Source organism: Streptomyces asiaticus (assembly GCF_018138715.1).
GTDB lineage: Bacteria > Actinomycetota > Actinomycetes > Streptomycetales > Streptomycetaceae > Streptomyces > Streptomyces asiaticus.
On the sequence record NZ_JAGSHX010000006.1, the window covers coordinates 969948 to 996946 of the forward strand.

Annotated in this window: 22 protein-coding genes and 2 pseudogenes; 8 read left to right on the top strand and 16 right to left on the bottom strand. The window is 71.9% G+C overall.

Features of this window, described 5'->3' with window-relative positions:
• Window positions 1–108: 108 nt before the first annotated feature.
• The 4 genes from KHP12_RS11830 (at window position 109) to KHP12_RS11845 (ending at window position 3583) form a co-directional block, all read left to right on the top strand.
• The gene (locus KHP12_RS11830; protein WP_086880669.1) at window positions 109–837 is read left to right on the top strand and encodes a TetR-like C-terminal domain-containing protein; all 729 of its coding nucleotides are present in this window, start codon (window positions 109–111) and stop codon (window positions 835–837) included.
• A 40-nt stretch (window positions 838–877) separates the two neighbouring features.
• On the top strand, window positions 878–2032 hold the full coding sequence (locus tag KHP12_RS11835) for an MAB_1171c family putative transporter (protein WP_086880668.1): 1155 nt from the start codon (window positions 878–880) through the stop codon (window positions 2030–2032).
• 362 nt (window positions 2033–2394) lie between these two features.
• A complete protein-coding gene (locus KHP12_RS11840; protein ID WP_086880667.1) occupies window positions 2395–2835 on the top strand; it encodes a helix-turn-helix domain-containing protein in 441 nt (146 codons plus the stop codon).
• Between the two features lie 178 nt (window positions 2836–3013).
• The gene (locus tag KHP12_RS11845) at window positions 3014–3583 is read left to right on the top strand and encodes a toxin (RefSeq protein WP_086880666.1); all 570 of its coding nucleotides are present in this window, start codon (window positions 3014–3016) and stop codon (window positions 3581–3583) included.
• A gap of 22 nt (window positions 3584–3605) precedes the next feature.
• Here KHP12_RS11845 and KHP12_RS11850 read toward each other — a convergent pair whose 3' ends face one another.
• The 4 genes and pseudogenes from KHP12_RS11850 to KHP12_RS52875 all read right to left on the bottom strand — a co-directional run.
• The gene (locus tag KHP12_RS11850) at window positions 3606–7016 is read right to left on the bottom strand and encodes an aminotransferase class I/II-fold pyridoxal phosphate-dependent enzyme (protein WP_245011294.1); all 3411 of its coding nucleotides are present in this window, start codon (window positions 7014–7016) and stop codon (window positions 3606–3608) included.
• Between the two features lie 62 nt (window positions 7017–7078).
• Window positions 7079–8029, bottom strand: a complete 951-nt coding sequence (locus KHP12_RS11855; RefSeq protein WP_086882472.1) for an NAD-dependent epimerase/dehydratase family protein — start codon at window positions 8027–8029, stop codon at window positions 7079–7081.
• A gap of 132 nt (window positions 8030–8161) precedes the next feature.
• Window positions 8162–8371, bottom strand: a complete 210-nt coding sequence (locus KHP12_RS11860; protein ID WP_086882473.1) for a DUF397 domain-containing protein — start codon at window positions 8369–8371, stop codon at window positions 8162–8164.
• Between the two features lie 171 nt (window positions 8372–8542).
• A pseudogene (locus tag KHP12_RS52875) lies at window positions 8543–8623 on the bottom strand (hypothetical protein); the annotation flags it as partial.
• 93 nt (window positions 8624–8716) lie between these two features.
• Between KHP12_RS52875 and KHP12_RS11865 the strand changes: the two are divergent.
• From KHP12_RS11865 to KHP12_RS11880, 4 genes are all read left to right on the top strand, one after another.
• Entirely contained in the window at window positions 8717–8932 is a 216-nt protein-coding gene (locus KHP12_RS11865) for a hypothetical protein (RefSeq protein WP_086882474.1), read from the top strand.
• Between the two features lie 101 nt (window positions 8933–9033).
• On the top strand, window positions 9034–10248 hold the full coding sequence (locus KHP12_RS11870) for a cytochrome P450 (RefSeq protein WP_210610257.1): 1215 nt from the start codon (window positions 9034–9036) through the stop codon (window positions 10246–10248).
• An 80-nt stretch (window positions 10249–10328) separates the two neighbouring features.
• Window positions 10329–10523, top strand: a complete 195-nt coding sequence (locus KHP12_RS11875) for a ferredoxin (RefSeq protein ID WP_086880876.1) — start codon at window positions 10329–10331, stop codon at window positions 10521–10523.
• Window positions 10520–11191 carry a TetR/AcrR family transcriptional regulator gene (locus KHP12_RS11880; protein WP_086880875.1) on the top strand — a complete coding sequence of 224 codons (672 nt, stop codon included), beginning with the start codon at window positions 10520–10522 and terminating at the stop codon, window positions 11189–11191. Before KHP12_RS11875 ends, KHP12_RS11880 begins: the two co-directional genes overlap by 4 nt.
• 119 nt (window positions 11192–11310) lie before the next feature.
• Here KHP12_RS11880 and KHP12_RS50935 read toward each other — a convergent pair.
• From KHP12_RS50935 to KHP12_RS11935, 12 genes and pseudogenes are all read right to left on the bottom strand, one after another.
• Window positions 11311–11483 (bottom strand): annotated as a pseudogene (locus KHP12_RS50935) (acyl-CoA desaturase); the annotation flags it as partial.
• 160 nt (window positions 11484–11643) lie between these two features.
• On the bottom strand, window positions 11644–12807 hold the full coding sequence (locus KHP12_RS11885; RefSeq protein ID WP_086880874.1) for an ABC transporter substrate-binding protein: 1164 nt from the start codon (window positions 12805–12807) through the stop codon (window positions 11644–11646).
• A gap of 51 nt (window positions 12808–12858) precedes the next feature.
• Window positions 12859–13785, bottom strand: a complete 927-nt coding sequence (locus KHP12_RS11890; protein WP_244202660.1) for an ABC transporter permease — start codon at window positions 13783–13785, stop codon at window positions 12859–12861.
• Window positions 13782–14609, bottom strand: a complete 828-nt coding sequence (locus KHP12_RS11895) for an ABC transporter ATP-binding protein (RefSeq protein ID WP_037961396.1) — start codon at window positions 14607–14609, stop codon at window positions 13782–13784. Before KHP12_RS11895 ends, KHP12_RS11890 begins: the two co-directional genes overlap by 4 nt.
• 146 nt (window positions 14610–14755) lie before the next feature.
• On the bottom strand, window positions 14756–16696 hold the full coding sequence (locus KHP12_RS11900) for a glycoside hydrolase family 5 protein (protein WP_211832926.1): 1941 nt from the start codon (window positions 16694–16696) through the stop codon (window positions 14756–14758).
• Between the two features lie 109 nt (window positions 16697–16805).
• The gene (locus KHP12_RS11905) at window positions 16806–19076 is read right to left on the bottom strand and encodes a glycoside hydrolase family 3 N-terminal domain-containing protein (protein WP_211832927.1); all 2271 of its coding nucleotides are present in this window, start codon (window positions 19074–19076) and stop codon (window positions 16806–16808) included.
• On the bottom strand, window positions 19073–21007 hold the full coding sequence (locus KHP12_RS11910; RefSeq protein WP_211832928.1) for a cellulase family glycosylhydrolase: 1935 nt from the start codon (window positions 21005–21007) through the stop codon (window positions 19073–19075). The genes KHP12_RS11905 and KHP12_RS11910 overlap by 4 nt, the downstream gene beginning before the upstream one ends.
• Before the next feature lie 70 nt (window positions 21008–21077).
• Window positions 21078–22121 (bottom strand): LacI family DNA-binding transcriptional regulator, encoded by a 1044-nt coding sequence (locus KHP12_RS11915; protein ID WP_211832929.1) that lies wholly within the window; start codon window positions 22119–22121, stop codon window positions 21078–21080.
• Window positions 22118–22945, bottom strand: coding sequence for a carbohydrate ABC transporter permease (locus KHP12_RS11920; RefSeq protein WP_086880469.1), 828 nt, complete (start codon window positions 22943–22945; stop codon window positions 22118–22120). The genes KHP12_RS11915 and KHP12_RS11920 overlap by 4 nt, the downstream gene beginning before the upstream one ends.
• 17 nt (window positions 22946–22962) lie before the next feature.
• Window positions 22963–23901, bottom strand: coding sequence for a carbohydrate ABC transporter permease (locus KHP12_RS11925; RefSeq protein ID WP_086880468.1), 939 nt, complete (start codon window positions 23899–23901; stop codon window positions 22963–22965).
• Between the two features lie 52 nt (window positions 23902–23953).
• Entirely contained in the window at window positions 23954–25243 is a 1290-nt protein-coding gene (locus KHP12_RS11930) for an ABC transporter substrate-binding protein (protein WP_211832930.1), read from the bottom strand.
• 259 nt (window positions 25244–25502) lie between these two features.
• Window positions 25503–26999 carry a carboxylesterase/lipase family protein gene (locus KHP12_RS11935; protein ID WP_086880466.1) on the bottom strand — a complete coding sequence of 499 codons (1497 nt, stop codon included), beginning with the start codon at window positions 26997–26999 and terminating at the stop codon, window positions 25503–25505.

Sequence of the window (26999 nt, forward strand, 5' to 3'; positions counted from 1 at the left end):
CAACCGCTCACATCCCGCTCACCATAGCCGCGAAGACCCCTCCGGGGTCAGGGTTCAGGTCAGGGTCGGCGAGGCGCGAAGTGCCGTGGCACCGGTACGGTTTGGCCCATGGATGTTTCCTTAACACGTTCCGCCGACGACAACTCCGGGGCGTCGGCGGTCATCACGACCACCGCGCGCCGGCTGCTGGTGAAACTGGGCGCCGGAGGGCTGTCCCCGGCCGCCGTCGCGCATGAGAGCGGCCTCTCCGTCAGCGAGGTGGAGGCCGTCTTCCCGCACCGGGACGATCTGCTGACCGCGCTGCTCATCGACGCCTACAACGACTCCGGCGCCGCGATGGAGGAGGCCGACCGGGCCGCCCGGGACGCGGGCGCGTCGGCAGGCGCGCGGCTGCTCGCGGTCACGCGGGCGCTGCGCCGGTGGTCCTTCGCCAACCCCGGCGAGTTCACGCTGGTCTACGGCTCGCCGGTGCCGGACTACCACGCCCCGCAGGAGACCGTCCCGCCCGCCTCGCGCACCCCCGCGGTGCTGGCCGGCATCGTGCGCTCCGCGCTGGAAGCCGGTGAACTCACCGCGCCCCGGCGGGAGGTGCCGGGGCCGCCGCTGCTGCTGCCGGAGGCGGTGCAGCTGTTCGGCGGGGTGCCCGAGGCCCCGTTCTCGGACATCATCGAGCGCGGCATCGTGCTGTGGAGCAGCCTGATCGGGCTCCTGGTGTTCCAGGTCTTCAGCCGCACCCATGACAGCGTCCGGGACGAGACCGCGTTCTTCGACTACGCCGTCGCCGTCGCGGCCGAAGGCATCGGACTCGTGGTTCCCTTGGGCGAGAACACCGACTGAACCGTTCGCCGCGTCCGCGGCACCTGTGGGGGAAAGGGCCGTGAACACCATCAAGACTCTCTGCTTCGTCATCGCGGCGCTGTCGTCGTACGCCGCCCTCGTCTACCGGCTGTTCCAGGTCAGACGCGGCTGGCGGGACAGCGCCTACCGCACGCTGTTAGTCACCCTGCTGTTGCAGTGCCTCACCTTCACGATGGGTGCCGTCGCCATGGGGAGCGAGCGCTTCCTGGGCGTCGGCAACCTCGCGATCCTGGTGATGCACCTGTCGGCGGTCGCCTTCTGCGTCAGCGCCCAGATCATCCTGCTGCGCTGGGCGGCCGACGCCGAGGAGTCGGGGCGCAAGGCCCGGTACTGGCTGATCACGGGAATCACCCTCAACGCGCTCCTTACGGCGCTCTTCCTGATCGCCGACGGCCCCGGCCGGCCGGCCGAGGACTTCAACACCGGCAGCGGCCAGCCGCTGGTCCTCACCTACCTCCTGGTCTTCATGGTCTCCCAGGCGGTTCCGTGCGTCACCATCCTGCGCCAGTGCGGGCCCTACGCCCGTATGGCGAGCAAGACCTCGCTGCGGCAGGCCCTGCGGCTGCTCTCCGTCGCCGCGGTGATCCTCTTCCTGTACTGCCTGGCCCGGGTGGTCAACGTCCTCACGGCCGCGTGCGGGCTCGACATCGGCGCCTGGACCCTGGCCGCCTCCGTCTTCAGCGCGCTGGGCATCGTCACCCTCTCGCTCGCCCTGACGATCTCCTCCTGGGGGCCGTCGGCCACCAGGCTGCTGGAGTGGGCGCGCGGCTACCGGTCCTACCGGGCGCTGTATCCGCTGTGGCGGGATCTGTACGAGTCCTCGCCGGACATCGTCCTGGAGCCGCCCGGGGCCGCGGTCTCCGACCTCAACTACCGGCTGCACCGGAGGGTCATCGAAATCCGGGACGGATGGCGGGAGTTGCGCCCCTACATCGACCGCACCACGAACGGCGACGGCGGGGCGGGCCCCAGGGGGAGCGAGGAGTCCCGACAGGCGTTCGCCGAGGCGGCGCAGATCAAGCAGGCTCTGCACGCCAAGCGCACCGGCACGATTCCCGAGGACAACGCGGACACCGGCGACTTCGGGGACCGCGACACGGACAACTTCACCGCCGAGGTCGTCTGGCTCACCAAGGTGGCCTCCGCCTACCGGCGGCTCGGCAAGGCGCGCTGAGGGCCGGCACGGCGCGCTGAGGGACCGTAGGCGCGTTCGCGCCGAGGGTGGATCCCGCCCGGTCTGCCCCCGTCAGGCCGAGCGGGACTTCCCCCGTTTCCCCCGTGTCCCCCGTTTTTCCTTCTTCCGAGCCGAGTGGGTGGCCCCACTCGGTCCGGCCCGGGTCCGGACCCGGAAGACCGGGCCGGACCAGGCCGATAGAGCTGGCAACCAACTCGGCCACCCCCGTGAGCGGAGTTAGCTGGCAGCTATCGGCGAGGTCCACGGTGGCGGAGTTGCGTCCGATTGTCAACTGACCGCTAATCTGCGAAACTGACGATTAGCCGGGGGCAAAGCCGAGGAGGTGAGGGAGGGAGATTCGCATGTCCGAGACTGACGACCGGCCCATGCTGGCAGTGCGTCTGGACAACCTCTTCAAGACGGTTCGTCCCAAGGGCAAGCACTGGACCAACGCCGAGGTGGCGGAGGAGCTCAAGCGGGCCAACCCCGAACTGAAGGTCGGGGGTGTGTATCTGTCGCAGCTGCGGACGGGCAAGCGCTCCAATCCGTCACCGGACCTGCTGGCCGCCCTCGCACGCTTCTTCGGCGTGTCGGTGGCCTACTTCTTCGACGACCAGGTCGCCGAGTCGGTGCTCAGCGAGATCGCCGCCATCGAGGCGCTGCGCCAGGCCGGGGTCCGCGCCGTGGCGATGCGCGCGGCGGGGATGAAGAAGGAGAACCTCGAGGCCATCACGACCATCATGGATCAGTACCGGCAGCTCCAGGGCCTTCCGCCGGTCGCCGACACCTCGGACTCGGAATGAGAGCCTGTGTCATATCCCCGGCCGGATCAGCGTGCGGCGTCTGGTGCGTGCGATCGCAAGGCGCCGGAGCGCCCTCGTGGCGGAGCCACATGGGCGTTTCGGCAACGCCGCGAGCGTGCGTGCCAGGCGTCGCACGCCCGGCCGGGGATATGACACAGGCTCTGAGGGGTGCGGCTGGGTGAGGGGCGCAGGCAGGGGACGGTCGGCCGATCACGACCGCCGCAGTCAGCTCAAGAAGCTCCGGAAGGCCGGTGCGCGGCGGATCGCCGACCTCGACCTCCCGGAGGTGGCCGATGTGGCCGATCTCTGCCGCCATCTCGGCGAGGTCCGTGGCCGCCCGATCACGCTGGTCCCGATGCCGATGCCGGCGACGCACCCCTGCGGCATGTGGGTCGCCGCCCGCGACGAGGACCTCATCTTCTATGACGCCAACACGACCAGCGCGCATCAGGAGCACATCATCTTGCACGAGCTGGGCCACATCATCTGCTGCCATCGCGGGGCGGGTTGGCTGGACGAGGCGAGCGCCCGCCTCCTCTTCCCCAACCTCGACCCCGACCTCGTGCGTGACATGCTCCTGCGCGCGACCTACGACGACGTCCAGGAGCAGGAAGCGGAGATCATCGCCTATCTGCTCTCCCAACGGGTGGGCGGCACCGAGGAGCGGCATGGTGCGCCCGCGGCGGGAGCCGCCGGGGCAGCCGGGCAGGACGCCATGCTCAGCCGGATCGAACGCACCCTGATCTGAGGTTGATCCGACGGTGCCTCACTCATCCCCCGGTGGCCGCCACCTCCTCGGCCAGGATCGCCACGGTGCGCCGGATGTCGTCCTCACGGTGCTCGCTGGTGACGAAGAACCGCAGCCTGGCGAGCCCCTCCTCCACGGCGGGGTGGAAGATCGGATCGGCGATCACACCGCGGTCGAACAGCCGGTCCGCGATGCGCAGGGTTCTCGCCGAGTCGCCGAGGAGACACGGCACGATCGGGGTGTGGGCGCTGGTGCCCGTCGCCAGACCGGCCGAGGCGGCCAGGCCGAGGAAGAGCTCCGCGTTGCGCCGCAGGGCGCGCACCCGGTGGGGTTCGGCGACGATCAGCTCGGTGGCGGCCAGCGCCGCGGCCGCGTTGGCCGGGGTCAGGCCGACGCTGTAGACGAAGCCCGGCAGCGTGTGCCGCAGCCACCGCACCATCCGGGCCGAGCCGCCGAGATAGCCCCCGCAGCTGGCGAACGTCTTGGACAGGGTGCCCATCCACAGGTCCACATCGGCCCGGTCGACGCCGAAGAACTCGCCGACGCCACGGCCGCGTTCGCCCACGGTGCCGATGCTGTGCGCCTCGTCGACCATCAGCAGGGCGCCGTAAGCCCGCTTCAGCTCGATCACGGCGGGCAGGTCCACCAGATCGCCGTCCATGCTGTACGCGCCCTCCACGACGATCAGCACCCGTCTGAACCGGGACCGGTTGCGCCGCAGTGTGTCCTCCAGCGCGCCGATGTCGTTGTGGGCGAACGGGCGCCGCGCCGCGCCGGACAGGGCGCAGCCCTGGAGGATGCTGTCGTGGGCGAGCGCGTCGTGCACCACCAGGTCCCGCGCCCCGACGAGGTGCCCGATCGCGGTGACGTTGGTGGCGTGGCCGCTCACCAGCGCCAGGCAGTCCGCGGTGCCGAGGAAGTCGGCCAGCGCCCGCTCCAGCCGTACGGTCAGATCCCGTTCGCCGGAGAGCACCCGGCTCGCCGAGACCGAGGTCCCGTACCGGTCCACCGCCTGGTGCACGGCCTCGTTGACCGCCGGATGGCCGGAGAGCCCCAGGTAGTTGTAGCTGCCGAAGGACAGATACGGCCTGTCGTCGATCATGGTCGTATCGCGGATGGTGCCCTGGTGGACGCGGAAGTACGGGAAGTCCGCGCCGCTGCCGGTGATCGTGCTCAGGCGCTCCTCGAACTGGCGCACCTCGGGGAAGTCATCGGCGCACGCGGTCGCCGCGTCCCAGTCCCCGTCCTCGTCCCCCCGTGTCTCCCGGGGCAGTGGCTCCCCGGGGACGGGCTCCCCGGTGGGATCCCCGGTGAGATGCGGATCGACCAGCCCGACCAGCCGTGCCACGGTGAGGTCGGGGGCGAAGATCTCCTCGGTGCGGAATCCGGGTATCCGCTTGCCGATGTTGACCTCCAGCTCCTGGAGCATCAGGGAGTCGAAGCCGAGGTCGGTCACCAGCTCCATCCGCTCGGTCAGATCGGCGAGCGGGAAGACGCCGGTCCGCGAGAGCTCTTCGAGCACGATGGACGCCGCGGATCCGCCACCGGCCCGCCCGTCCACCGGCCCGGTCCGGCCCTCCCCCACCGCCACGAGGGCGGGCGGGGCCTCCTCCGGGGCGCGTGCCGACTCGTCCACCGCCCAGTGGTGACGCGGGGCGAGCGGGCTCGGTGGCAGGGTGCAGGGGGGTATGTGCTCCATCACCGGGCGGAGCCCCGCGCCGGTGACCGCGCGCTCGGCGAGCCGGGCCAGCGCGGCAGGGCGTTCCCCGGCGGACAGCGAGCCGGGCACCGCCGCCTCCGGCTCCGCACCGGGTGGCACCGTGCCGGTCAGCTGCCCCGGCCCGAGCTGCCCGGTGCGGCCGGCCGCCACGGCCTCGGCGGCGGCGGTCAGCTTGGTGACGGCGTCGGCGGTGTCCTCGGCCACCAGGGCGAGGCGTTCGGCGAGCGGAGCCCGGCGGGCCAGGGTGTCCGCCACCCCGGCCAGCGGCGGCCGGTCCTCGCCGAGGGTGTCGGCCAGCTCCCGGGCGTAACGGACCAGCCCGGCCCGGTCGCGGGCGCTCAGCACCAGCAGTTGCGGCCCCTCGTCCGGTGCGGGGCGGGCCGGTGCGGTGGCGCACTCCTCGACCACCAGATGGACGCCGGTGCCACCGAAGCCGAACGCGCTCACCCCCGCGCGGCGCGGCTGCCCGGACTCCGGCCATACGGTGGGCTTCGTCGGGACGATCAGCCGCGCGGCGTCGAGCCCCGAGCGGTCGGCGAGGTCGAACTCCGGCTGTGGCGGTATCACTCCCCGGTGCACGGCCAGCACGGTCTTGACGAGCCCCGCCACCCCGGCGGCGTTGAGCGCGTGTCCGACCACCGCCTTCACCGCGCCGAGGAAGGCGGGCGCGCCCCGCGCGCCCCGCAGTTCGCCCAGGACCCCGACCTCGACCGGATCGCCCACGGTGGTCCCGGTGCCGTGCGCCTCGAGGTAGCCCACCGCGTCCGGGGTCAGATCGGCGTCGCGGTAGGCCCGGCGCAGGGCCCTGAGCTGACCGGCCGCCTGGGGGTGCATTCCGCCCTGTACGGTCCCGTCGTTGGCCGTGCCCACGCCCCGTATCACCGCGTAGACCCGGTCGCCCGCGGCCAGCGCGTCGGCCAGGGGGCGCAGCACCAGGATCCCGGCGCCCTCCCCCAGGACGAAGCCATCGGCCTCCGCGCCGAACGGCAGGCATCTGCCGGTGCGCGAGATGGCGCCGATCCGGCACAGCCCCACCAGCAGATCGGGGGTGAGGATCAGCTGGGCGCCGCCCGCGAGGGCGATGCGGCAGCGGCCCGCGCGCAGTGCGAACACGGCGTTGGCCACGGCCATGAGGCCACCGGAGCACGCCGAGTCCAGCGCATAGCTCTCGCCGTGCAGATCGAAGACCGAACTGACGGTGTTCGGCCCCATGTTGAGCAGGAGTCCGGCGACGGACGAGCCGTGCAGCCCGTCCACCGCGCGGACCGTCTCCGGCCACCGGGGATCGGCGGCCCGCGCCCCGAACTCGCCGCCGGTCAGCTGGCGCATCCGGATGCGCAGGGTACTGATCTCGCGATAGCCGCTCTCGGTGAGCGCCGTGATCACCGAGGTCTCCTCGCGGTCGAAGCCCTCGGCCTCCCATCCGGCGTCCTGGATGGCCTCCCGGGCCAGGTCGATCAGCAGCCGCCCCTGCGGATCCATCGATCTGGCCCGGCGCGGCGGGATGCCGTAGTGCGCCGCGTCGAAGTGGCCCACGTCCGGCAGCAGCGCCATGGTGTCCGTATAGGCCGAGGACGTGTCACGTAAGTTGTCGCTGAGGAAGGTGGCGGTGCGCCACCTCGAGTCCGGGACGGTGGCGAACTGCGCCCGCGGTTCATTGAGCAGCCGCCAGTACTGGTTGACGTTCCGCGCCCCCGGGAACCGGCAGGCCATTCCCACGATCGCGACGTCATCGCGCCGCGTTCTGTTTGCGCCCACTGTGGATTCCTTCGCTGTCACGGCCGTCGCCCGGCGGTGGCCAGTCGCTCGCGCCACCACTCCACCGTCGCCTTGACCTGATCGTCGACGGGGGTGGCGCGCACCGCGAACTCGGCTTCGTAGGCGCTCGCGTCCATGATGAACGGCCGGTCGAACTGGTAGCGGACCTCCTTGAGCTCGCGGAGCAGCGGGGAGAACAGCGACGCGAGACCCAGCACGGCCGACGGCAGCCTGCGCACCGCGACCGGTCCGGTCCCCGCCTCGGTGGCGAGGCGGTCGACCATCTCCCGGGTGGACAGCGCGGGCGCCGTCGGTACGTGCCAGGCGCGCCCCCAGGCCCGCTCCTCGCCCGCCACCTCGGCCAGGGCGGCGGCCACGTCGGGGACATAGCTCCAGCTGTGCGGGGTGTCGGGGTCCCCGAGCGAGGAGACCGACTTGCCGCGCAACACGGGGGGCATGACCCGCGCGGCAAGGTGCCCGCCGTCGGTCACCCCGGGCCCGAAGAAGTCCGAGGCCCGCACCTCGACCGCCTTGATACGGCCCTGCTCATGGAGGTCGCGCGCCTGCTCCCACACGGTGGCGCGCACCCGCCCCTTGGTACCGGTGGCCGCAAGCGGCAGTTCCTCGGTCATGGGGCCGTCCACCGGGCCGTAGCCGTAGAGGTTGCCCAGCATGACCAGGACCGCCCCGGTGGCCTCGGCGGTCGCGCGGAGCGACGAGGCCAGGGGCGGCCATTCACTCGCCCAGCGGTGGTAGGGCGGTGCGCCACAGCTGTAGAGGGCGGCCGCGCCCCGCACGGCCTCGGTCAGTCGCTCCCTGTCCGTCGCGTCCAGCGCGACGTGCTCGATACCCGGTTCCGGGCTCCGGCCCGACCTGGTGATGACGCGTACCGTATGGCCTCTTTCGGCGAGCAGCCGAGCAGTGGCCGCCCCCGCGGGCCCGAATCCTATGACGACATGAAGGTTCACGCGCGCACACTAGCGCGAGTATCCGTCAGTTTCGCGGGACGCTTTCCCGGTGTGGCCGCACCGTGATCCCCCGGCCTGACAACGGCCCCCGGGTCACGGGGGCCGCTCACTTGGTGGCTGGTGCTGTGCGCGTCAGGTGGCGGGGGACTCCCCGCACTTGACGGCGGCCACGAACGACGACCAGGCGCACGGCTCGAAGACGAGCGCCGGGCCGTGCGGGTCCTTGCTGTCGCGGACGGGGACCTCGCCGCGCGAGGCGGCGAGGTTTGCGGCGACCTCGATGCACTGGCCGCCGTTGCCGCTGTATGAGGACTTGTACCAACGGGGGGATTCGGTCGTCACGGGGTGCCCTTTCGTAACTGCTCGATCATGGCCACGGATGCCGCCTGAGAGAGGGCTTCGGCCTGTAGCTTGATAGGCCGTCAGGTGGGGCATGGCTTGTGCGGGGGTGATCGCTTCCCGACGTACGGCGTCCGTCTGCAACGTCGCCGCATGTTCCGGTGTCTGGAGCAGACCGGGGATGACTCCGACCTCGTAGAGCCTGATCTCCGCCGCGCGTGCCTCATGCGTCACGTACTCCCGAACCCTTCCCACAGCGCCGTGTGCCGAAGGGCGCGGCTCTGGCGTTCAAACCCACCGAGCCACATTCGGGCCTGTGCGCCGCGTGCGTCGCGGCCGGAACCGAAGATGACGATGCGCGTCTACACCATGGCGCACAACGGGATCGTCACCACCCGCCGCGCGATCGTATCCGTCCTCGCCGAGGAGAAAAGCGACGCCTGTTCGCTGGGGCAGGCGTGGCCGCCGTGCCAGTGCCCCCGCCACCGCGACCACAACAACCTCGCGACCTTCGGCGAGTCGAGAGGCAGGCTCGCGCAGCGACAGAGCCCGTGGAACCGGTGACGCGCGCGGCGATTGTCGGCCATCCCACCGTAAGGCGATTGCCTTAATAAGACGACCGTCTTACGGTGATCGGAGGTCCCCGACATCGGAGGAGTCCCCCCATGACCGAAGCCATCCCGAACTACCCCTTCGAGCAGCCGAATGTGCTGGAACCCCCGAAGGAGTGGGCCGAGACCCGGGCCAAGTGCCCCGTGGCGCACGTACGGATGCCCAGCGGGGATGTCGTCGGGCTGCTGACCGGGTACGAAGAGGTCCGCGGGCTGCTGACCGACCCGCGGTTCAGCCGCAACCTCGAACGGGAGGGCGCGGCGCGCATGTCGACCACCGAGGACGGCGGGGTGTTCAGCCGCCCCTCCGTGGGCGACGTGGACAACAAGGAGGGCCCGGGGCACCGGCGGTGGCGGCGGCTGATCAGCCGCGCGTTCACGGTGAAGAAGATGGAGGCGTGGCGGCCGCGCATTCAACAGATGGCCGACGCGCTGGTGGACGACATGGTGGCCAAGGGGGCGCCGGTAGATCTCCGGGCGGCGCTGGCGCTTCCCCTTCCGGTGCAGGTGATCTGCGCGCTGCTGGGCGCACCGAGCGAGGACCAGGACAGGTTCGCGCGCTGGTCGGAGACCCTGCTCACGCTGACCCGCTACACCCAAGCCGAAGTCGACGACGCCCAGCGGGAGTTCCGCGCGTACGCCTCGGACCTGATCGAGCGCAAACGCGCCCACCCCGGCGACGATCTGCTCAGCGAGCTGACCCAGATCTCCGACAGCGAGGATGGCCGGCTCAGCCATGACGAGCTCATCGCCACCGCGGTCGGGCTGCTGCTGGCCGGGCATGAGACCACCTCCAACATGATCCTGAAGATGACGGCGATGCTGCTCTCGGAGCGGGAGCGCTACGAGGCCGTGCTCGCCGCTCCCGGACTGGTGCCGGACGTAGTGGAGGAGGCACTGCGGATGGACGCGAACGGCGGTGTGGGCATCCCCCGGTTCATCACCGAGGACACCGAGGTCAACGGGGTGCCGGTGAAAGCCGGGAGCACCTTGTTCGTCAATCTGCACGCCGCCAACCGGGACGAGCGCAAGTTCCCCGACCCCGACCGGTTCGATCCGCACCGCGAGAACCGCGCCCAGCACCTCACCTTCGGCGCGGGACCGCACTTCTGCGTCGGCCAGACGCTCGCCCGGGTGGAGCTCCAGGTGGTCCTCGGCACCTTCGTCCGGCGCCTGCCCGAGCTGCGGCTGCGGGACACCGCGGCGGACCTCCGCACCCGGGAGGGGGTCTCGGCGGGCGGCTTCGAGGACATGTGGGTCACCTGGTGAACAAACCGTCACCTGGTGAACAACCGTGAGAAGCTCGGCCGCTGAAAACCACCGTGGACGAAAGGAGCGAGGAAGGTACCATGCGGATCACTGTTGACGGGGATGCCTGCTGTGCCAGCGGGCTCTGCGTGGCCAGGGCCGATCAGGTCTTCGACCAGCGAGAGGAAGACGGGAGTGTCGTCGTGTTGGACAGTGCTCCGCCGCCGGAACACCACGAAGCCGTCCGCGCGGCCGCCGCGGTGTGCCCGACCGGGGCGATTCGCCTAGCGGAATGACCCCTCCCGGCCCGGCTGCCCCGCCGTCTCCCCGCTCGGCGCTCGCGCGCGACAAGCTGATGCGCACCGCCGAGCGGCTCTACGCCGAGCACGGTTTCGCCAACGTCTCGGTCCGGCAGATCAGCGAGGCAGCCGGCCAGCGCAACAACTCAGCGGTTCAGTACCACTTCGAGAGCCGTGACGGGCTCATCAGGACGATCCTGTCGAGCCACACCCGGCTGGTCGAAAAACACCGCATCCCCATGGTGGAGGCGCTGCGCGGGCAGGACACCGTGTCCCTGGAGGAGCACTACCGCTGCCTCATCCTGCCGACCGTCGAGAACCACATCGAAGCGGGCACTCCCACCTGGTCCGCCCGCTTCTTCGCACAGGCGCTGGTCGAGCCCGCGCTGCGCGACTACGTCCTCCAGGAACACCTCGACACCCCGTCGTACCGGCTGCTCAACGAGCTCGGTGGCATTCGCCGGGACGGCGTCCGCCCCGAACTCTTCGCCCGGCACGGCACGATGGTGCGCCAGCTCTCGGTGCACGCCTTCGCCGAGCTGGAGTACGACCTGGCGAACGGCCGTATCGACCCCGCCGCGGCGGAGGACTCCTGGCGGACGCTGGGCCAGGATCTGATCACGGCGCTGTGCGGGCTCACCACCGCCCTGCTCGGCCCGCTGTGACCGTGCGGGGCGGCCGGGGCCGGGGACGGGCTCACCGGGGCCCGGCCGCGGCGCCGACCGTGTGCATATGGCTCAGCCCCTGCCGGTAGGAGTCGAGCAGCCTGGTCTCGGCGTACGGGGTTCACCACGATCATCCGCGCGTACCAACCCTTGCGGCGCTCCAGCAGCCCCTGTCCCTCGACCTGCCGCAGCAGGGGGGGGCGAAGTCGCTCCCCTGTGGTGCGGTGCCGCCGCCGGACGCGGTGGACACGGACGGCGCGGTGGGGAGGGGCGGCGCGGTGGCCTGAGACATGGAAGACTCCGGTCCTGAATCGGTCAGCAACACTCCGACCTGCTTAAACGTACGGACCAGAGACCATGCGGCACCATGGCGGCAGCGCCCCGGGCGCGTGGGGGCCAGCCCCCGGAACCCCGCAGGGGGTCAGCACCGCCCCCGCCCCGCCGGGCAGGGCCTACGGCTTGTGGCCGACCGCCTCCGCGTAGAACGAGCGGTCCACGACCTTGTCCTCGGGCAGCGGGTCGCCCTCCACCACCCCGGCGGTGGCGTACGCCTTCTGGAGGCGGTCCACGGTGCCCGCGCGAATCTCCCAGTCCATGCGCAGCGACGGCACGGCGGCCAGCGTGTCCGGCTCGGTCTTGAGCACGTCGCCGAGGTCGTCGAGGAACGCCTTGTCCTTCTTGTAGTCCCCGGCGAAGTAGGTGTTGACGGTGCGGATGTAGGCGCGCAGGAACGCGACCCCCGCGTCCGGGTCCCCGGTCAGCAGATCGGGGCCGAACAGGAGCCCGCCGAGCGGCTCGCCCCTCGGCTGACCGCCGAGGAAGGCGTAGTCCGCGTCGCCGTCCACCTGGCGCCACACCGGGTCGAGCAGCCAGGCCGCGTCCACTCCGCCGTTCTTCAGCGAGGCGAGCACCTCGGCCGGGCCGAGCTGCTGGAAGCGGACGCTGTCCATGTCGGCCTTGTGCGCGGAGAGCACCTTCTCCATCGGGTACGTGATGACCGAGCCCTTGCCGATGAGGGTGCCGACCGTACGGTCCTTGAGGCTGACCCCGCCCGCCGTCTCCCCCGGCCGCAGCCTGGCCCAGAATCCGCTCCTGGAGCCGGGCGCGGGCGTGAAGTTGCCGGCGACCCAGCGAATGTCGAACCCCTGCCGGATGCCGTTGAGCACGGCGGCCTCCGGCGCCGCGTACTGGACGTCGACATCGCCCTTGGCGAGCAGTGGCAGCGCGTCCGGGGTGGGCAGCAGCTTCACCTCGACGTCGAGCTTCTCCTTGCTGAATTCGCCCTTCGCCACGCCGATCCGCAGGGGCGCCAGATACTCGGCGGTCAGCGTGGAGGCGGAGACGACGACCTTCGTCTTCTTCTTCAGCGGCTTCGGCGCGGGCGCGCCGGGCGCGCAACGGGCGGGCCCGCGGCCGGCGGACCTGTCGGAGGGGTCGGTCCAGCCCTTGGCGCAGCCCGCGACGGGGGTGATCGGGCGGGGCTTGCCGCGCGTGCCCGGGCCCGCCGACTCCGAGGTCTGCGCGTCGCAGGCGGCGAGGGAGCCGAGGGAGCCGAGGACGCCCAGCAGGGTCACGCCGGTGAGCAGGGCGCGGGCGAGGGAGGGTGTCCGTGCCATGGATGCCGCCTTCCGGGGGCCGGGGGCCGGGTGTCGGAGCCGAGGTGGAGGTCAGGACTGGGGCCGGCCGCGGTCCCGCGGCGCCCAGGGGGTGAGCCGGCGGCCGACGAACCGGACGAGTTCGGAGAAGACCACGCCGAGCACGGCCACGCAGACGATGCCGACGAACATCACGTCGTTCTGGAACAGCGTCCGCGAGTCGAAGATCAGGTGGCCGAGGCCGTCGTTCGCGGCGATCTGCTCGGAGGCCACGATGACCAGGACCGCCACCCCGGCCGCGACCCGCATGCCGACGAGGACCTGCGGCAGCGAGGCGGGCAGCAGGACATGGCGGAACATCTGCCAGGGACCGGCGCCGAATACCTGTCCGGCCTCCCGGTGGCCCTCGGCGACGCCCATCACGGCGGCCATCGTGGAGATCCACACGAAGAAGAAGACGGTGGTCGCGACGAGCGCGATCTGGGGACCTTCGCCGAGGCCGAACATGTTGAGGAACACGGGGAGCAGCGCGAGTTTGGGCACGACGTACAGGGCGTCGAGCAACGGTTCCAGCGCCGCGCGGACCATCCGCAGCGCGCCCATCAGCAGCCCGAAGAGATAGCCCGCGGCGGTGCCGAGCGCATAACCGGCGATCACCCGCTTCAGCGTGGCCCATACGTCCGGCCACAGCTTGCCGTCGGCGGCGCGCTGCCAGCCGTCCGCCGCGATCGTGGACGGCGCGGGGTAGATACGCGAGTCGATCCAGCGCTGATCCGCGGCGAGCTGCCACAGCAGGATCAGCGCGGCGGGCACGGCGAGGGCGAGGGAGAGTTCGATGGCGCGGCGGCGCCGGTGGGCGCGGACCGGATCGCGCTCCCCCGGCCCGGGGCGCCGCACCAGCAGCGTCGTCTCGGCGGACCCGCCGCCCCGTTCGCCTTCGCCGGGGTGTTGACCGGGCCGCGCGGCCGGGACCGAGGCCGCCGCGTTCTCGCCCTTCATGAGGGCTTCCCCACCGGGTCCGCCGGAGCGGCGGCACCGGCCCCGCCCCGCTGTACCTCGTCGCGCAGGAGTTCCCACAGCTCGGACCGCAACGCGGCGAACTGCGGAGCGTGGCGCATCGCCCCGGTGCGCGGGCGTTCGAACGGCGGGTGCCGTTCGGCGATCACCCTGCCGGGCCTGGCCGACATCACCACCACCCGGTCCCCGAGCACGATCGCCTCCTCCAGGCTGTGGGTGACGAACAGTGCGGTGGTGCGGGTGGCCTGGCAGACCGCGAGCAACTCGTCCTGGAGGATGGTGCGCAACTGGGCGTCGAGCGCGGCGAACGGTTCGTCCAGGAGCAGCACCTCCGGCTCCACCGCGAGCGCGCGGGCGATCGCCACCCGCTGCCGCATCCCGCCCGACAGGGTGGCCGGGTAGGCGTCGGCGAAGTCGGACAGACCGAGCCGGGCCAGCCAGTCCCGGGCCCGCGCGTCGGCCGCCCTGCGCGGCACCCGCCGCACATCGAGGCCGAAGCGGACGTTGGCCAGCACGGTCTTCCAGTCGTAGATGCCGTAGTCCTGCGGGATCATCGCGGCCGGATGCCGGCGACGCGCGCGAATCTCGACCTCGCCACCGCTGGGGCGGACGAGTCCGGCGACGATGCGCAGGAACGTGGACTTGCCGCATCCGGACGGGCCGACGATGCAGCAGAACTCCCCGTGCCGAATGTCCATGTCGAGTGGTCCGAGGGCGTGCACCTGCCGGGTTCCGTGCCCGAAGGTGCGGGTCACCGCGCGGGCACGTACTTTCGGCGCGGCCCCGGGTGTGGTGTGCGGCTCCACCCTGTAACTCCTGATCCGGTCGAGCGGGTGTCGTGCGACAACGGCTGCGCGCACCGCTTTACGATATGACGGTCCGTCAGATTCGGGCAAGGGTGGCGACGGGACTGGCAACTCGGGGGCAGCGACGGCTCAGGACGGACGACCGCTCAGGACAGGCGGCGGCACAGCAGCGCGTCCGGGCTGCCGGAGCTGCCCACCCGCGTGGTGAAGGCGATACCGGCGGCGTACTCGCCGTCCGCGCACTGGCCCTTGTAGGCGCCGTGGGCGAAGTCGCCCCCCGCGGCGTCGGCGGGCCGGTTGTCGGAGCGGTCGAACCAGACCGCACGTCCCGTGGCGCCCAACGAGGTCCGGGCCGGGGCACACAGCCCGGCGGACACCCGGCTGCCACGGCGGCTGTAGCCGATGAGGAACTGGTCCGAGGGGCACTGGAACTTGGTGTAGCCGGAGGCCCAGTCGCCACCGGCGGGTACGTACCGTTCGTCCGTGACGACCGTATGGGCGGTGCCGGGGGCGCGCGGGTCGTCGGCGCCGGTGTCGGTGCACAGCCCGCGCCCGGAGGTGTGGCTGAGGCCGATCAGCCGCAGCCCATCGGGGCAGGCTGCCTTGTAGGCGCCCGGATCCCAGTCGCCCCGGGCCCGTTCGATCAGGGACTGCACATGGTCGCCGTGGTCGGTGACGAGCATGCGCCAGGTCGGGACGCGGTCGACGGGGCCGGTGCGTTCGGGCGCGGTCATCAGCCGCTGCCACGCCGTGCCGCGCCAGTCGCCCTGGTCGAGGATTCCGTATCTGCGGCCCGTGGAGTCGTAGCGCAGCAGCGCCCAGTCGTCGTGGCCTTCCCAGCCCACGAGTGGCCAGTAGGCGAAGTCGGCGTCACGGTCGGCGAAGTAGTCGGTGATATGGGTGAACCAGGCGCGCGGCGCGGTGCCCGTCTCGGCCGAGCCGATACCGAACTCGCTGATCCACACGGGTGCCGTGTAGTGCTTCCCGCTGTCCTCGGCGACGAAGAACGCCTGGTCGGTGAGGGTTCGATACAGCTCATCGCGGCTGAGGTCCTGGTACCGGGGGTCATGTGTCTCGCCGACGCCGGTGGCACCGCTGTGGCGCGGGCCGGTGTATCCGTAGAAGTGGGCCGAGTACACCAGCTTGTGGGCGCCTGTGAGGGTGTGCGAGAGGGTGCGCGCGGGGGCCAGGGTGGGGCGCTCATGGGGCAGCCCGTCCACCGGAATCCCGGTCCAGTTGATGCCCTCGATCACGATGAGGAGGTCGGGGTCGGCCTCGGTGAGGATGCGGTCGGCGGCGCGCTGCGCGGCGGTGTACCAGTCGTGCGCGTCGCCAAGGCCCCAGTTGGGGTCGTCCAGGACGTCGCGGCGCACCTCGTTGTAGAGGTCGGCGCCCACCACACGTGGTTCGTCGGCGTAACGGCGGGCCATGAAGACCCAGTCGTCGATCCACGCTTGCGTGGACTGGCTGCTGTTCCACCGCTCGTTGCCGTCGATGCCGCAGCACCACCGGGTGGTGTTGGTGTGGTTGTTGAGGATGACGGCGAAGCCGTCCCGGCTGAGGGCGGACACCACGGCGTCGAAGATCTGAAGGGGTGTCTTTCCGCGCAGTTGGGTGTTGGCGGCTACGGCGCTGTCCGGCACGGTCGCCGCGGCATGGATCATCTCGTTGGAGAACGGCAGCCGGATGCTGTTGATGCCCAGCCGATGGAAGTCGGCGAGCAGTGTCGGCAGGGGCGCCCGGTCCAGGCCGAGGGGGATGCCGGAGGAGTTCTGCCCGGAGTGGTGGTTGGCGGGGTCGTCGACACTGCCGCTCCCCGTCCACGAGCCCTGCGCGCCGTCCCAGTTGGCCGACTTGAGCCGGAAGCGGTCGCCCTTGGCGTCCACGATGTACCGGCCGCGGGTCGACAGCGGCGGCTGCCAGGCGTCGGCCGCGGGGGCGGGGGCGAAGGTGGCCGTGGCGGAGGTGGTGGGGGCCGCCTGCGCGGCGGGCTGTTGGGCGGTGGCGACCGGTCCCGGCGCCGTGGCCAGCAGGGCGAGGATCGACGCGATTCCCGTCAGGTACCTGAGGGTTCTCCTGGTCGGCATGCGGCCTTCCCGTGGGTGAGCGATGGTGCCCGAACGCGGCTCCGCCGGACCCGGCGCGCCCGGGCACCATACTGACGCCCCATCACATCACCGTCCAGACAGCGTGCGATCAGCTCGACGGCTCGACCACCAGCCGTGCCCCCTGCGTTTCGCCGGACGAGGGCCCGGTCTCCAGCAGGAGTTCGCCGGGTTCGACGGCGAGGCCCAGGTCCCGGGTGACGGAGGCGAGGGTGTCGGCGTCGATCGCGAACACGGCCTCGGCCTCCTCCCCCGGCCGCAGGTCGAGGCGGGCGAAGCCACGGAGCTCGCGCACGCGGGGCCACGAGGAGCCGCCCGACAGCCGTCGCACATAGAGCTGGGCCGTCTCGCGCACCGGCCGCTCACCGGTGTTGCGCACGGTCACCCGGCAGCTGAGCGTCGGGGCGTCCGCGGTCACACGGGCGCGGGAGAGCCGTGGTGGCGCGTACGCGACCGTGGTGTACGAAAGGCCGTGACCGAAGGCGTAGCGGCCGGTGGCGGGCTGGTCCACATAGCCGCGGTACCGGTGGTCCTTGGCGTTGTAGAACACCGGCAGCTGCGCGGCCGACCTGGGGATGGACACCGGCAGCCGCCCCTCGGGCCCGGCCGCGCCGAACAGGACGTCGGCGACGGCCCGCCCGCCCCACGGGCCCGGGTACCAGGCGCTCAGCACCGCCGCGGCCTTCTCCGAGAGGTCGGGCAGGGCGTGCGGACGGCCCTGGACGAGGACCACGACGACCGGCACACCCGTGGCGGCCACCGCGTCAAGGAGCGCCACCTGCCCGACGGACAGGCCCAGTTCGGCCAGGTCGACACCTTCGCCGCAGGTCATACCGGCGGGGTTGGCGGAGCTCACCACCGCCGCGCCGTTGGTGTCGAAGGTGGTGTCACCTGACCGGGCGCTGGATCCGCCCAGGACGAGCACCGCGATGTCCGCCGATCCCGCCAGCGCGACCGCCTCGGGGACCCCGGAGAGGTCGCCGCCGACCAGCTCGCACCCGGGCGCGTAGGTGACCTCGGTGTCCGGCGGGGCGGCCGACCGGATGCCGTCCAGGACCGTGACGTGGTCGGAGCCGGGGCGCTGTGGCGCGGTGTAGTCGCCGATCTGCTGGGCGACGGAGTCGGCGTTCGGGCCGAGGACGGCGATCCGGCGGGTCGAGGGTGCCAGCGGCAGGACTCCCCCGTCGTGGGCGAGCAGGGTGATGGACGCGCGGGCCACGCGTTCGCTCAGCTCATGCGGGTCGGAGGGCCGGTCCACGGCAGGCGCGTAGGGCTGCTCGAAGAGGCCCAGGCGGAACTTCAGCGCCAGCACCCGGGCCACGGCGGTGTCCAGGGTCCGCTCCGCGACGAGCCCCCGGGCCACCGCCTCGGCCAGCCGCGGGAAGCAGGCGTCCCAGAGGCTGAGGTCGCATCCGGCGTTCAGGGCCAGGGCGCCCGCGGCCACCGGGTCGCCCGTGAGCCGGACCAGACGGTCGATGGCGCCACCGTCCGCCATCACGATGCCGTCCAACTCCAGCCAGCCCCTGAGGAGTTCGGTCAGCAGCGGCCGACTGGCGACGCAGGGCAGGCCGTCGAACTCGTTGTAGGCCGCCATCACCCCGGCCGCACCGGCGCGTATCCCGGCCCGGGCCGCCGCCAGATGGATCTCGTGCAGTTCGCGGGCGCCCAGTTCGGTGGCCGCGCTGTTGCGTCCGCCGACCGTGGCCCCCTGTCCGGCGAAGTGCTTGAGCACCACGGCCACGTCCGCCGTGCGCATCCCCCGCACCAGCGCCTCGGTGAGCCGGGCCGCCAGATACGGGTCCTCGCCGAAGCACTCCTCCGCACGGCCCCAGCGCGGATCGCGCACCAGGTCGAGGGCGGAGACCAGCGCCACGTGGCCACCGCGTGCCCGCATCTCCGCGCCGACCGCGGCCGCCGCCGCCTCGTAGAGCCCGGGGTCCCAGGTGGCGCCCACGGCGAGGTTGACCGGCAGCACGGTTCCGTCCAGGGCCTGGTGGCCGTGCGGAACCTCCTCGACGAGCAGCACGGGTATGCCAAGACGGGTGTTCTCCACGACATGTCGCTGTACGGCATCGGCGACCCGCGCCCCGTCCGCCGCCGTGATGCCGTCGGCGAAGCCGACGCCGGACCAGGCGTCGGCCCGCTGGAGCCCGTACAGGGCACCCATCCCGCCGTACGCGGCGACCTCGGCGCGGAAGGCGTCGGTGAGCCGGTGGCCGCTGTCGGTGCGCTCGTAGGCGTGCCAGCCGTACATCCGCTGGTTGACCTGGCCGACCTTCTCGGTGAGCGTCATCCGCCCCAGCAGATCGCGGACCCGCTCCGCCACCGGCGCGGTCGGGTCGCGGTAGAGCTGATCGGTCACGTCAGCTCCAGGACGCGCACACCGTACGGGCCGAGCGTCACATCCGCCGTCGCCGCGCCGGACGCGAGGTCGTGCAGCGTTCCCTCGGTGGCGGGGCGGACGGTGACCTCCTCGGGGCTCTGGCTGACCAGCCATACGAAGCGGCGCCCGTCGTCGTGGACGAGGAGGTCCGCGCCGACGTGGGGGCTGTCGACCGTCACCGGGCGGTGGACCCCGGCCACATCGGCGAGCGCCGCGTACAGCCGGTGGGTCTCCTCGGGGTTGGCGCGGGCGGTGCGGGCGGCCATGTGCTCCAGGGGGTAGGTGGCCAGAACGGTGCGGCCGCGCCCGGTGTCGCGCACCAGGAGGGCGGGCCGCCCGTGGGCGTCGACGGCCACCACCCGGGCGTCACGCGGAACCACCGGCAGATACGCCCGGCTGTCCTCGTTGCCCGCTACGGGGAAGCGCAGCGAGGTCCCGGCCGTCAGCCCGCCGAAGTCCTCGGTGAACGTCATCTCCAGGACGTCGTCCTCGATGGGCTCGGACACGCCGTAGGAGAGCTGTAGTTCGACGCCGAACAGCCCGTCCAGGTCGTCGAACCACGGGCCGCGGGTCCCCGGGTGCTCGCCGGAGCAGAACGAGAGGTAGACGGTGGCGCCCGCGTGGGCGCGGCGTTCGAGCTCACGCCGGGTGCGCGTGGTGAGCTGGCGGGTGGCGGGGAGCAGATACAGGGCCGCGTCGCCGGGCAGTCCGTCGGCCTCCCGGGTGAAGCCCACCGGCAGGTCCGCGGCGCGGGTGGCCACATAGCTCTGATGCAGCGATGTGAAGATCAGCGGCCGGTCGGCGGGCCTGCTGTAGGGGTAGCCGCGCTCCAGGAAGGCGGGCACGACCAGGGCCGCGTGCGCGTCGGCGCGTCGGCAGTGTGCGAAGTCCACGGCCCTCAGCACCTCGGCGAACGCGGCGAGTTCGAGCAGCGGGGCCTTGGGGGCGCCGGTGTGGTCGGTGATGCCGAAGTGCATCTCGAAGGGGTGGTGGTCGTACGGCGAGCGGTCCCACAGGTCGTCGTAGTCGGTGTTGTTCCAGGCGATCCAGCCCGTGGCGCCGCCGAGCAGCGAGTTGTGCAGGGTCTGCCGGTAGTAGACCGCCGCGTTCCGGTCGGACACGGTGTCCGTGGAGAGCCCGAACTCCTCCAGGACGACGGGCTGTCCGGTGACCGACGCCAGTTCGCACTCGAAGGCGGCGCGCAGGTGCTGACGGGGCCGGTCGGTGTCCGAGCGGTAGACGTGCGGGCCCACGAAGTCCACGTACTCGGCGGTGTCGCGCAGCGAGAAGCCGTTGTCGCGGCCGGTGACCTCGATGCCCCACGCGCCGTCGCCGAGGGAGACGGGCTGGGTGCCGCCGGCCGCCCGTACCGCGTTGCACATGGCCTGCGCCCAGGCGGTCACCACCTCGGCAGAGGGCGGATCCACCTGGTAGACGCGGCCGTAGCCGGGCATCTCATTGGTGATGAGCCAGCCGGTGACCGCCGGGTGGTCCTTGAAGCGGCGGGTCATCTGGGACACGAACCACGCCTGGCGGCCGACCATCCACACGTCCTCGTAGAGGTCGCGGCCACCGCGCCAGGCGGGGTCCCAGTTCTCGCCCGACATGTGGCCGACGATGAAGGTGGGCACCGTGCCCATGCCCGTCTCGGTGTGGGCGTCGAGGAAGTCGCGGAAGCGCTCGCACAGCGTCTCGTCCACGCGGTGGGGCTCTGGGTGGAAGTCGGGCCAGTAGAAGAACGACCGGGTCATCGTCAGGCCGTGCTCGCGCAGCACCCGCAGTTCCGCGCGGACCGTCGTCGGGTCGTAGTCGCGCCACATCAGGGGCCCGCCGGTGCGGGACCAGAAGTTGGCGCCGAGCCAGGGCAGGACGGCGGGGTGGTGGGTGAGCTGGGCGCTGTGGCGTCGCATGGTCCTTCTCGGATGTCGGTGGTACGGGTGGGGGGTGGCCCGGCGCGGGGCCGGGGTCGGGGTCGGGGTGTCAGCCGGGGGCGGGTCCGGTGGACTCGCGGACGACCAGCCGTGGCCGGTCGTCGAGCGCCATCTCCTCGACGTTCTCGCCGCAGCGCGCGAGGAGCAGCCGGGCGGCGGCCGCGCCGACCCGCTGCACCTGCTGGTCGACCGTGGTCAGCCGGGGGTGCAGCCAGCGGCCGAGCGGCAGGTTGTCGTAGCCGACGACCGACAGATCGTCGGGGACGCGCAGCCCGGCGCGCTGGGCGGCGCCGATGCCGCACATCGCCATCGAGTCGTTGGCGTAGACGATCGCGGTGGCGCGGTCGGCGGCGTCCAGCAGGGCCTGGGTGGCGGCGACGGCGGACACTTCGGTGAAATCGGTGTGCAGGACCGCGTAGGGCCGCAGACCCGCCTGCCGGAGGGCGGTTTCGAAGACACCGCCGCGCAGCCGGGTGTGCTTCAGGTCGGCGGGGCCCGCCACATAGGCGATCCGCCGGTGTCCGAGCCCGAGCAGGTGGCGGACGACCTCCTCGACGGCGGCGTCCTGGTGGCCGAGGCCGACGCGTGGCACGGCGGCGGCGCGGTCGGGGGGACCGAGCAGCACGGCGGGCAGGCCGAGGCGGGCCAGCAGGGCGGGGCGCGGGTCGTCGGCGCGGGCGTCGGTCAGGACGGCGCCGTCGACGCGGCCCTCGGCCGCGAGCCGCTTGTAGAGGGCGTTCTCCTCCTGGGCCCCGGCCACCAGGTGCAGCAGCAGACCGTAGCCGCGGGGCGCCAGTTCGCCCTCGATACCGGTGATCAGCTCGCTGAAGTGCGGGTCCGCGCCGAGCACATCGGTGGGGCGCCGGACCACGAGGGCGAGGGTGCGGGTGCGGGCGCTGCGCAGGGCGGCGGCGGACGCGCTCGGCGACCAGCCGAGCTCCGTCGCGGTGTCCAGGATGCGCTGCCGGGTGGCCTCCGACAGCCGGCCCTTGTCGTTGAACGCCTGGGACACGGCGGCGGTGGACACCCCGGCGGCGGCCGCCACCTGTTTGATGGTGGGGCGCCGTCCCGGTTTCGCGGCGGTCGTGCTCACGCCTTGACCGCCCCGTTGATGAGCGCCTGCTGCATGCGCTTCTGGAGCACCGTGTAGACGACCCATACGGGGATCAGGGTCAGGACGGTACCGGCGGTGAGGACCCCGTAGTCGGTGCCGGTGATGGCCTTCAGGGTGGGCAGGGCCACCTGGACGGTGCGCTGCTCGGGGTCGGGGCCGATGATGATCAGCGAGTACAGGTACTCGTTCCAGAAGGTGAGGAAGTTCAGCAGGAGCACGGTGGCGATGCCGGGCAGGCACATCGGTATGTAGATGTGGCGCAGCACCGTGTACGTGGACGCCCCGTCCATCCGGGCGGCCTCCTCCATCTCCCTGGGGATGGTCCGCATGAACTGCACCAGGATCACCACCGACAGCGGCATCGCCGTCGCGGGCAGGAAGAAGACCATGAACAGCCGGGTGTGGAACAGCCCGGTGGCGGCGGCGAGCAGGAAGGTGGGGAAGAGCGCCGCGAACGTGGGGATCAGGAAGCCCAGCGAGAAGACCTTCTCCATCGCCGAGGCCAGCCGTCCCGTGGAGCGGGCGAGCGCGAACGCCGCGGGCAGCGCCAGCAGCAGGGTCAGCGCCAGGGCGAGGACCGTCACCAGTGCGGAGTTGACGACGGCCGTGCCCAGGTCGGCGCTGTCGTAGGCGGTACGGAAGTTGCCGAAGCCGAGCGACTCGGGCAGTGCGAAGGGATGGGCGAAGATCTCCTCGTTGCTCTTGAACGCGGAGGCGAGGAAGTAGTAGAGCGGCACGATCAGCAGTACCGCGTAGGTCCACACCAGGATGTGTGCGGGCAGCCAGCGCTTGCCGAGTTTCATGGTGAGCCGCCTCAAGGTCAGTAGTTCTGGCGGAACGCGCGGCGGATGGCGAGCAGCCCGACGAGCCCGGCCAGGAAGAGGATGACGCCGACGGTCTGGCTGTAGCCGAGGTCGGCGGCGATGAACGCCTTCTGGTAGACGAGGAACGACAGCGTCGTGGACGAGCTGCCGGGACCGCCCTGGGTGAGCAGCAGCACATGCTGCGCGGAGCCGAAGAGGGTCCACAGGAACTGGAGCATGGTGACGACGCCGACATAGTCGCGGATCACGGGGAAGTGGATGCGCCACATGGTCCGCCAGTGCCCGGCCCCGTCCAGCTGGGCCGCCTCGCCGAGGTCGTCGGGGACGCTGTCGAGCCGGGCGGCGAACAGGACGGCGGTGAAGCCGATCCCGCTCCACACGTCCAGGGCGATCAGACAGGCCAGGGCCGTGGACGGCGAGGCGAGCCAGGCGTCGGTGAGCGAACCGAGCCCCACCGACTGGAGCGCGCCGTTGGCCAGTCCGTCCGGGGACAGCGCCGCGTAGAACACCATGGCCTTGGCGGGGGTGGAGATCAGGCCGGGGATGAACAGCAGATAGCGGATCACCCGGTGTCCGGGCGGCTTCTGCGCCACGTAGTAGCCCAGCATGTAGGCGCACACGATCATGATCGGCAGTGCCACCGCCAGTTGGACGGCGGTGTTGCGCACCGCGTCCCAGAAGACGGGGTCGTCCAGGACCGTGCGGACGTTGCCGAGCCCGGCGAACGACACCGGCTGGAGCATGCCCGGCCAGTGCAGGGCGGCGATCACGAAGATGGCGATCACCGGGCCGATCATGAAGACCGCGTACCAGACCAGCGCCGGGACGGCCAGGATCGTGCCGCCCTGCCTGGGTGTGCCGGTACGGCCTGTGGTGGCGGGCGGCGCGGGGTGGCGGATCGCGGCCCCGCCCGGGGGCGACGTCAGCGTCGTCATGAGGTGGCTCCCGTGGAGTCGGGCTCGGGATATGAGCGAACGGGCGGGCGGTTCACGCGGAGCGGTACGCGGTCTCGAGCGCGGCGCGGACCTTCGCGGCGCTGGTGCCACGGGTGAAGGAGGTGCTGGTCGCGGTGATCAGCGGCTGGGCCGCGGCGGGCGGGACGTACACATCGGGCAGCAGCGCCTGGCTCACCGTCGAGCCCAGCCGCTGCGCCGCGGCGACCAGCGGGAAGTCGGTGCTTACGGTGTCGGAGCGCAGCGCCATGTCGCGGCCGCTCTCCTTGATGAACCGGGCGACGGTGTCGGGCCGGTACATGAAGCGCAGGAACTTCTCGACGGCGTCGATCTTCTTGGTGCCGTTCGGGCTGATCCAGAACCCGATCAGGGTGTAGGTGCGCAGGATGGTGGGCTTCTCGTGCACGGCGCCGTCGGCCAGCGGCCATCCGCCGACCTCGGTGTGCCGGGCCACCTTCGGGGGCACCTTGGCCAGCGCCGAGGACATCGCCGACTCGATCGCCGCGGCCTGCGTGTTGAACTGCGTGGTCATCGAGTCCGAGGTGAGGCCCTGGGCCTTGTCGGCGAAGACACCCGCGTCGCGCAGGGTCACGAAGTACTCGATGCCCTCCCGGGCGCCTCTGCTGCCGAAGTCCCCCGTGGTGTAGGCGTGCCGGGCCTCGTCCTCGGTGAGGAAGGTCTGGATGATCTGGGCGAGCAGCTTCTGCCCGGTCCAGTCGTTGCCACCGACGGTCACGGGCGCGATCCCCTTGGCGCGCAGCTTGCGGGACGCGGCGATCAGTTCGTCGCCCGTGGTGGGTATCGCGTCGACGCCCGCCCGGTCCAGCAGGGCCCGGTTGTAGGCGATCGGCCAGTTGGTGGCGAAGTAGGGGAAGGCGCGCACCCTGCCCTTGGCGTCGGTCCACTCGGCGAGCGCCTGCGGGAGCACGCGCTCCCGCAGCCCCCAGTCGTCCAGATAGCCCTTGACGTCGACCGTGGCGCCGACGTCCGTCCACGCCAGCGTCTTGTCGTAGAGGTTGACCATGACGACGTCCGGCTCCTTGCGGGCCAGCCGCGAGGTCTCGTAGACCTGCGCGAGGTCGTCGCCGTTGATGAGGTTCTTGACCTTGAGTCCCGGATGTTCCTTGCGGAACCGGTCGAGGGCCGCGAGGTAGGTGGGGGATCCCGGGGCGGTGGTGCCCAGTTGGCTGTGCACGACGAGCGTATCGGGATCGGAGTCCGCGCCGGTGAGTGCGGAGCAGGCGGAAAGGCCGGGCAGGACGGTCGCGGCGGCGAGGCCGGAACCGGCGGCGAGGAAGCCGCGCCGAGTCAGCGGTGAGTGCACTGCGGGGGTCTCCAACCAGGCGGTTAACGAGTGGTTAATCGATCTACCTCGAGGGTGTGAGGAATGTAGGAGCCACTTCGCCTCTGGTCAAGACCTTGCCGGGACCGAAACCACACGGGACCCGCGGAACCCCATCCGCCGCGGGGAGCGGATGGGGTGCGGGTCGTCCGTGGCGAGTCCGTGGTGGCGGGCCCGTGGTGGCGGGTCCGTGATGGCGGGCCCGTGGTGGCGGGCCCGTGGTGGCGGGCCCGTGGTGGCGCTATTCCCAGGCCAGCCGTATCGGGGCGCCGGGGTCCGCCACCTGCGTCCATGTCTCGGCGATGCGCATGGTCGTCCTGCGCACGCCGTCGTACGGCGGCCAGCCGGGGTCGCCCGTCCTCGCGAACCGGATCCAGGTGGCGTGGACCCGGGAGGCGAGGTCGGCGGGCGGCTCGGTCGGGCCGAGGATCGCCTCGGGTCCGTGCAGCCGCGCGAGCTCGGTGCGGTCGAACACGAACGGCAGCTCCATGACGTGCGAGGCCCCGAGCCGTCCGTCCAGCGCCTTGGACCGCCAGGCGAACTCGTAGACGTGGGTACGCGACGAGGGGTGCCGGGCATGGGCGGTGGCGAGCCGCCGGGTGCCCGCGCCGAACAGGGCGTCCGTCATGATGGCGGCCCGCAGCTCGCCCGGGGACGCCCCGGGCCGCTCGCGGCGGTAGACCTCCACCAGCTTCTCGGGGGCGGGGTGCGAGCGTGCCGCCGTGGCGTGGACGTCCTCCTCGGTCGAGGACGTGAGGCGGCCCGACGGGGCCAGATAGAGGTTGCCCTCCTCGGCGGTCGTGCCGAGCAGCAGATCGACACCCGCGCCACGTCCGGTGGCCACCGCCTCGGCCGGCTGCTGGTCCAGGACGAGGCTGAACGCGCTCAGGCCGACCAGCGGATCGAAGCGCCCGTCGACCGTGAGATCGATCCCGGCGAGTTGCGGCATGGCCTCGACGAAGCGCTCGTCGGGGACCGACGCCAGCGCCTCCGCGGTCGCGGCGGTCCCCAGGGCGCGGCCGAGGGCCTGGGTCACCCGGCTCGCCTGGGCGCGGCTGAACGCCCCCAGGCCGCTGCCGCTCTGGATGATCGCGCGATGGAAGAGTCCTTCGGCCCGTGGGTCGGCCACCACCCCGCCCACGATGGTGGCGCCCGCCGACTGGCCGAAGAGCGTCACCCGGGACGAGTCGCCCCCGAAGGCCGCGATGTTCCCCCCGACCCAGCGCAGCGCCGCGATCACATCCAGCAGGCCGCGGTTGTCGGGGGCGTCGGGGAGGTGCAGAAACCCGGGTATTCCGAGCCGGTAGTTGAGGGTGACCAGGACGACGCCGTCCCGGGCGAAGGCGGTGCCGTCGTAGAGCTCGGACCGGGTGGACCCGGCCACGAAGCCGCCGCCGTGCACGAACACCATCACGGGCAGGTCGTCGCGCGCGGTGTCGGGCGTCCAGATGTTCACCGCGAGGTAGTCCTCGCCCGGGACCCAGCCCTGTCCGAAGTACGGGGACATGTCGAGCCGGCCGAACGCGTCGCGCCTCGGCTGCGGTGCCGTGGGGCCCGCGGCGGTGGCATCCCGGACACCGTCCCACGGCGGGTGCGGCGTCGGCGGTGCGAACCGGGCGGCGCCACGTGGCGGGGCGGCGTAGGGGATGTGCCGGAAGACGGTGGCGTGTTCCTCCTGGCGGCCGCGGACCGCGCCGTGGGAGGTCACGACGACGGGGGCGGTGGTGTGGTTCGTCAT

Coding starts and splice junctions, on each gene's coding strand:
- KHP12_RS11890 (WP_244202660.1), bottom strand. CDS start 13,785: ATGAAGGGCGAGAACGCGGCGGCCTCGGTCCCGGCCGCGCGGCCCGGT.
- KHP12_RS11885 (WP_086880874.1), bottom strand. CDS start 12,807: ATGGCACGGACACCCTCCCTCGCCCGCGCCCTGCTCACCGGCGTGACC.
- KHP12_RS11850 (WP_245011294.1), bottom strand. CDS start 7,016: ATGGCCTGCCGGTTCCCGGGGGCGCGGAACGTCAACCAGTACTGGCGG.
- KHP12_RS11870 (WP_210610257.1), top strand. CDS start 9,034: ATGACCGAAGCCATCCCGAACTACCCCTTCGAGCAGCCGAATGTGCTG.
- KHP12_RS11900 (WP_211832926.1), bottom strand. CDS start 16,696: ATGCCGACCAGGAGAACCCTCAGGTACCTGACGGGAATCGCGTCGATC.
- KHP12_RS11840 (WP_086880667.1), top strand. CDS start 2,395: ATGTCCGAGACTGACGACCGGCCCATGCTGGCAGTGCGTCTGGACAAC.
- KHP12_RS11925 (WP_086880468.1), bottom strand. CDS start 23,901: ATGACGACGCTGACGTCGCCCCCGGGCGGGGCCGCGATCCGCCACCCC.
- KHP12_RS11830 (WP_086880669.1), top strand. CDS start 109: ATGGATGTTTCCTTAACACGTTCCGCCGACGACAACTCCGGGGCGTCG.
- KHP12_RS11865 (WP_086882474.1), top strand. CDS start 8,717: ATGACGATGCGCGTCTACACCATGGCGCACAACGGGATCGTCACCACC.
- KHP12_RS11910 (WP_211832928.1), bottom strand. CDS start 21,007: ATGCGACGCCACAGCGCCCAGCTCACCCACCACCCCGCCGTCCTGCCC.
- KHP12_RS11880 (WP_086880875.1), top strand. CDS start 10,520: ATGACCCCTCCCGGCCCGGCTGCCCCGCCGTCTCCCCGCTCGGCGCTC.
- KHP12_RS11920 (WP_086880469.1), bottom strand. CDS start 22,945: ATGAAACTCGGCAAGCGCTGGCTGCCCGCACACATCCTGGTGTGGACC.
- KHP12_RS11875 (WP_086880876.1), top strand. CDS start 10,329: ATGCGGATCACTGTTGACGGGGATGCCTGCTGTGCCAGCGGGCTCTGC.
- KHP12_RS11935 (WP_086880466.1), bottom strand. CDS start 26,999: ATGACGAACCACACCACCGCCCCCGTCGTCGTGACCTCCCACGGCGCG.